1 protein-coding gene and 1 pseudogene are annotated in these 1446 nt (G+C 33.2%); one reads left to right on the top strand and one right to left on the bottom strand.

Features of this window, described 5'->3' with window-relative positions:
- Positions 1-106, top strand: a pseudogene (locus JIG41_RS11565) (IS30 family transposase); the annotation flags it as partial.
- Here the strand turns inward: JIG41_RS11565 and JIG41_RS11560 are convergent.
- Positions 89-994: a hypothetical protein gene (locus JIG41_RS11560; RefSeq protein ID WP_199524767.1), complete on the bottom strand. Its 906-nt coding sequence runs from the start codon at positions 992-994 to the stop codon at positions 89-91. The pseudogene JIG41_RS11565 and the gene JIG41_RS11560 overlap by 18 nt on opposite strands.
- Between the last annotated feature and the right edge of the window lie 452 nt (positions 995-1446).

The raw sequence follows: 1446 nt of genomic DNA, 5'->3' as shown, positions 1-1446 counted from the left end.
TAAGCAGGTGGCCGATATAGAACGTGCGCTAAACGCCAGACCTAGAAAGTGCCTAGGTTACAAACAGCCTGTCGTTGTGTTTAACGAATTACGCAATGCGGCCTAATTTAGCGAGTGGTGCACTTCGGGGTTGAATTCGCGACACTAAACCTAACGTTTTTAGATCTTGTTTTAATTGTAGATACTCTTTTAGCGGCTCATTTGAAAGTTGCTTTTTGTGGCTGTTAATAAAAGTAATAAGTAGCTCTTTTTTTTCGTGATAATTTTCATTAACTTCCAATAACTTTTTGTCTATAAAATGAGTACAGTCTCCAATGTTGGATTCAAGCCACGTTCTTATTTTCATCATGCTCTGGAAATCAGATTTTTCTAGATTTTTATGATTATTTACATTTGTTAAATCAAAGTTTAAATAATCTTGATACTTAGAGAGATAGTTTCTCATTTTGGTAATAGAAGGGACAATAAGGCCTGTTATTAATTTTTCAGTTACTATCTTAAGTGACTTATCATTATCTCCTAATTGTTCAGAGAAAAACTTCGATTGTTCTTCATATTCATTAAGTAAAGCTTGTCCTGTTGGCTTAATATCCCCACATAATGGGCAAGGTATATCTTGACATTTTTTTTCTTCATCATAACCAATATGTTCTTTGTAGTGAGATAAAAGATTTTTTCTACTGTCATCGATTTTAATGAGTAAAGAGCCCAGCGAACTCTTTGCCTTAGACAAACTTAAAAATAAAGCTATATCAGTTGTGAATACATCATAGCTTGAAGGAAAGTTTTCTTTGTAGGTATTTAAAATATCTTCGCTAAGGCTATTTGGTTTATTATCAAATAATTTAATTAACTTACTGTAGCTATCAGCTTTTTTCTTTGCCTTATGCCAAATAAAACTATGTTTATTTAGCTTTTTTGCTAGCTCTTCATAATTTTCAACTAAGCCAACTTTTAAATAATTCTCAAGTTGCTCAATTCGCTCTGTTGTCATTTTATTTAAAAAGTAATTAAATTTTAGCTTTTCATAATCTGAATTATTTTTTATGAGCCACTCAACACTTTCTAAGCTATTTCTATAAGCTTCAAGTTGCTCTACAGTGCTAGATGATAAGTCACTAAATAGCGCAATTTTCCCACTGCTAAGTGTGCCTTCTGAATCTTCAGCCTCAGTAGTCGGTTTTGATAACTGTGCTAACTCTTCTTCTTCTTTTTCGATTAATGGGGTGTAGTAATCATCTATTGTTTTCTTAAGGTTGGCTGAAAGCTTATCTAATTGATCAGCTTTATTTTTTTCTTCTATCGTAGGCCTTGTTGATCAAATGCAGCTCTCTAATAAACTCACTTAACTTACTGATATTTAGGCAGACCAAGGGTGTTGATCTTATTTAGCGCCTTCACTTTGATCATCGCTTCAACCAGTTGGCGATTGTAATCACGCGCATT

This window comes from Pseudoalteromonas sp. bablab_jr011 (genome assembly GCF_016464045.1).
Classification (GTDB): domain Bacteria; phylum Pseudomonadota; class Gammaproteobacteria; order Enterobacterales; family Alteromonadaceae; genus Pseudoalteromonas; species Pseudoalteromonas lipolytica.
Note: the sequence above shows the minus strand (reverse complement) of the source record. Positions and strands in the feature narration are given on the sequence as shown.

Bases quoted from the DNA above. Each gene is read 5' to 3' on its own strand.
- JIG41_RS11560 (WP_199524767.1), bottom strand. From the start codon at position 994: ATGACAACAGAGCGAATTGAGCAACTTGAGAATTATTTAAAAGTTGGC.